The following is a 4543-nucleotide window of genomic DNA, read 5'->3' on the forward strand; positions in this document are numbered from 1 at the left end:
GGTTGCTGCGGGGGCACGGGCGGCCGATCCGGTACTCCTATACGACGCGGGACCAGCCGCTGTCGGCGTACCAGACCCTGTTCTCCCTGCCCTCCCCCGACGGCGCGGGCAGCGCGGAGATGCCGAGCGCGGGGCGGCCCTTCACCGAGCGGGTGGTGGCGGAGCTGGTGCGCGGGGGCGTGGGGTTCGCGCGGATCACCCTGCATACGGGGGTGGCGTCGGCGGAGGCGCACGAGCCGCCGTACCCGGAGTGGTTCACGGTGCCGGAGGCGTCCGCGCGGGCGATCGGCGCGGCGGCGGCCGGAGGCGGCCGGGTGATCGCGGTGGGCACGACGGCCGTACGCGCGGTGGAGTCGGCCGTGGGCGCGGACGGCGCGGTGCGGGCGTGCCAGGGGTGGACGGACCTGGTGGTCACGCCCGAGCGCGGGGTGCGGGTGGTGGACGGGCTGCTGACCGGGCTGCACGAGCCGGAGGCCTCGCATCTGCTGATGCTGCGGGCCGTCGCCGGGCGGGCCGCGGTCGACCGTGCGTACGAGGAGGCGCTGCGCGGGCTCTACCTGTGGCACGAGTTCGGGGACGTCCATCTCCTCCTTGGGGAGGAGACCCCGCGCTGAGCCTCACAGAGTGAGTTGCGATGGCAACTCCCCGTGAGTTCGATCTGCGTTGCCTGTGAGCCCGCACATAGGGCCTACATCACGTACGAACGGACATAGGAGATATACCCCCCGCCACGAACGGGACAGATGGTCCAATCTGTCCCGTTTTGGGCTTCCCTGATCCACTATCCAGCTTCGTACGTCACACCTTTGCCAGGGCATTTTGCGGCCGCTAAGAATTGCTCTCGTCGCTCAGCGCCGTGGGTTTCCCCCCGCGGCTTCTGTGCGGGAGGAACCGATTCCCCCGGCGGACGCAGGAGCGACCTCCGCGCTAACGAAGAGGTCCAACGCCATGCCCAAGAACATCCTCAGTCGTGCTCGAAATCGTGCCCTGACCAAGCAGCACAAGATCGCCGTCGCCGGTGTCGCCGCTCTCGGCACCGCCGCCATCGCCCTGTCGGCCGTCCCCGGTAACGCGGACACCGTCACCACCGGCTCCCCGGCCGCCGCCGCGCAGGTCGCGAAGGTCGCCACCCAGGACGCCACGCTGCCGAACGTCAAGGGCTCGGTCACCGACCCCGCCGCCGCGCAGGCCGTCAAGCTCGACGCCATCGCCGCGCAGCAGAAGGCCGCCGCCGCCAAGCAGCGCACCGACGCCGCCGCGAAGAAGGCCGCCGTCGACGCCGCCGCCAAGAAGGCCGCGCAGGAGCGTGCCGCCAAGCAGAGCGCCAACCGTTCCGCGCAGCGCCCGCAGATGCAGGACGTCGCCGCGAAGACCTACGCGAACAACCTCGACGGCTGGATCCGCCAGTCCCTGGACATCATGCACTCCAAGGGCATCCCGGGCAGCTACAACGGTCTGTACCGCAACATCATGCGTGAGTCCTCGGGCAACCCGATGGCCATCAACAACTGGGACATCAACGCGATCAACGGCATCCCGTCCAAGGGCCTGCTCCAGGTGATCCAGCCCACCTTCAACACGTACCACGTGCCCGGTACCTCGTGGAACATCTACGACCCGGTCGCCAACATCACCGCCGCCTGCAACTACGCTGCCCACCGCTACGGCTCGATGGACAACGTCAACAGCGCGTACTGAGGTCGGCGCGGACCTCTGACGAACGCCGAAGGGCGGCACCCCGTAACGGGGTGCCGCCCTTTGTGACGTACCGGAGCGTGCCGTGCCGAGGACGCTACTTGCGCATGACCTCGGGCTCGTGGCGGCGCAGGAAGCGGGCCACGAAGAAACCGCAGATCGCGCCGAGCGCGAGCAGCGCGATCATGTCCAGGCCCCAGGCCCCGGCCGTGTGGTTCCACAGCGGATCGGTGCTGCCCGGATTGTCGCCGTTGGGAGCGATGTTGTTCAGGTCCAGCGTGGTGCCGGCCGCGGCCACCGCCCAGCGCGAGGGCATCAGGTACGAGAACTCGTTGACGCCGAGCGTGCCGTGCAGGGTGAACAGACAGCCGGTGAAGACGACCTGGATGATCGCGAACATCACCAGCAGCGGCATGGTCTTCTCGGCGGTCTTCACCAGCGAGGAGATCACCAGGCCGACCATCATCGAGGTGAAGCCCAGCGCCATGATCGGCAGGCACAGCTCCAGCAGGGTCGAGCCGCCGAGGATGACGCCCTGGCCCGGGATCTTGCGGGGCGAGAAGCCGATCAGGCCGACCATCAGGCCCTGGAGCACGGTGACGGCGCCGAGCACGACCACCTTGGACATCAGGTAGGCCGACCGGGACAGGCCGGTCGCCCGCTCCCGCTCGTAGATCACCCGTTCCTTGATCAGCTCACGCACGGAGTTCGCGGCGCCCGCGAAGCACGCGCCCACCGAGAGGATCAGCAGCACGGTGGTGGCGGTGCCGTTCGGCACATGCAGGCCGGTGCGCCGGTCGATCACCGGGTTCACCAGCAGGCCCCGGTCGTGGTTCATCAGCAGGCTGACCGAGCCGAGGACCGCGGGCAGGATCACCGTCAGCGCGAGGAAGCCCTTGTCGGAGACGATGACCGACACATAGCGCCGGATCAGGGTCAGCAGCTGGGAGCCCCACGCCTGTGGCTTGGGCGGCTTGATCGCCGCCGGCGGCGGCATGTACGCCGCCTGCTGCGGGGCGACGGCGTCGAAGTCCGCGGCGTACATCTGGTAGTGCTGCGAGCCCTTCCAGCGGCCCGCCCAGTCGTAGTCGCGGTAGTTCTCGAAGGCGGAGAAGACATCGGCCCAGCTGTCGTAGCCGAAGAAGTTCAGCGCCTCCTCCGGCGGGCCGAAGTAGGCCACCGCGCCGCCCGGCGCCATCACCAGCAGCTTGTCGCACAGGGCCAGCTCGGCCACCGAGTGGGTGACGACGAGCACGGTACGGCCGTCGTCGGCGAGACCGCGCAGCAGCTGCATGACATCGCGGTCCATGCCCGGGTCGAGGCCGGAGGTCGGCTCGTCCAGGAAGATCAGCGACGGCTTGGTCAGCAGCTCCAGGGCCACCGAGACGCGCTTGCGCTGACCGCCGGACAGGGACGTGACCTTCTTGTCCTTGTGGATGTCCAGCTTCAGCTCGCGCAGCACCTCCTCGATGCGGGCGTCGCGCTCCTGGGCGGTGGTGTCGGCGGGGAAGCGCAGCTTGGCCGCGTACTTCAGGGCCTTCTTGACGGTCAGTTCCTTGTGCAGGATGTCGTCCTGCGGGACCAGGCCGATGCGCTGGCGCAGCTCCGCGAACTGCTTGTACAGGTTGCGGTTGTCGTACAGCACCTCGCCCTGGTTGGCGGGCCGGTAGCCGGTGAGCGCCTTCAGCAGCGTGGACTTGCCGGAGCCGGACGGGCCGATGACCGCGATCAGGGACTTCTCCGGGACGCCGAAGGAGACGTCCTTGAGGATCTGCTTGCCGCCGTCGACCGTGACGGTCAGATGGCGCGCGGAGAAGGAGACCTCACCGGTGTCGACGAACTCTTCCAGCCGGTCGCCGACGATCCGGAAGGTGGAGTGGCCGACGCCGACGATGTCGGCCGGGCCGAGCTGCACCGAGCCGCCCTTGGGCACCGGGTGGCCGTTGACGTACGTGCCGTTGTGCGAGCCGAGGTCGCGGATCTCGAAGCGGCCGTCGGGCGTCGAGTGGAACTCGGCGTGGTGACGGGAGACCTGGAGGTCGGAGACGACCAGCTCGTTCTCCAGGGCACGGCCGATGCGCATGACGCGGCCGAGGGAGAACTGGTGGAACGTGGTCGGGCTGCGGTCCCCGTGCGCGGGCGCCCCCGGACCGGTCTGCTGCGGGAAGGCGGCGGGTCCCGCGTCCTTCTGCTGCGGGAAGCCGGCCTGCTGCGGGGCGTGCTGGGCCGGCTGCCCCTGCGGCGGCTGCTGCCAGCCGGGTTGCTGGGCGGGTGCCTGCTGAGGGGCCGCCTGCTGGGCCCACCCCGCGGGGGCCGCGGCGTACGGCGCCTGCTGCGCCTGGCCGACGGCGGCACCGGCGAGATCCAGCCGCGGTCCGTCCGTCGCGTTGCCGAGGTGCAGCGCCGTCCCCGGGCCTATCTCCGTGCGCTGGACGCGCTGACCCTGGAGATAGGTGCCGTTGGTGCTGCCGTGGTCCTCGATGACCCAACTGCGGCCGTCGAAGCTGACCGTGGCGTGTCGCCAGGAGACCCTGGCGTCGTCGAACACGATGTCACCCTGCGGATCTCTGCCGAGGGTGTAAGGCCTGGACGGGTCGAGCGTCCAGGTACGTCCGTTTGTTTCCAGTACGAGTTCCGGCACTCCATGCCCCACTGAGTTGTCCCCCGAATTACCCCCATCGCAGGGAGTCTAGGGATGTCGAACATCGTGGGGAACTATTTCAGGCCCGCACCCCTGACCAAAACCCGGGCCTTGCGCGAATCGCCGTACGGCGCTCCAGCGGGAGGACGGCAATTCGGGCGAGGGGGACGAGTGGGGGCGGCGAGCGCGACTCGGGGAGGGTACGGC

At 69.5% G+C, this 4543-nt stretch carries 3 protein-coding genes; 2 read left to right on the forward strand and 1 reads right to left on the reverse strand.

What is annotated here, in order from left to right; translation table 11 throughout:
- On the forward strand, positions 1–614 hold a 614-nt coding region (locus CCN72_RS03660), incomplete at its 5' end, for an S-adenosylmethionine:tRNA ribosyltransferase-isomerase (protein ID WP_143664033.1).
- A gap of 334 nt (positions 615–948) precedes the next feature.
- Positions 949–1698: a transglycosylase SLT domain-containing protein gene (locus tag CCN72_RS03665; RefSeq protein WP_086806295.1), complete on the forward strand. Its 750-nt coding sequence runs from the start codon at positions 949–951 to the stop codon at positions 1696–1698.
- Between the two features lie 94 nt (positions 1699–1792).
- Here CCN72_RS03665 and CCN72_RS03670 read toward each other — a convergent pair whose 3' ends face one another.
- Positions 1793–4336 (reverse strand): FHA domain-containing protein, encoded by a 2544-nt coding sequence (locus tag CCN72_RS03670; protein WP_086806296.1) that lies wholly within the window; start codon positions 4334–4336, stop codon positions 1793–1795.
- Positions 4337–4543 lie beyond the last annotated feature (207 nt).

This window comes from Streptomyces murinus, assembly GCF_002154555.1.
In the GTDB taxonomy this organism is placed as follows: Bacteria; Actinomycetota; Actinomycetes; order Streptomycetales; family Streptomycetaceae; genus Streptomyces; species Streptomyces murinus.

Excerpts from the sequence above, each read along its gene's own strand:
- CCN72_RS03665 (WP_086806295.1), top strand. The coding sequence starts at position 949 with ATGCCCAAGAACATCCTCAGTCGTGCTCGAAATCGTGCCCTGACCAAG.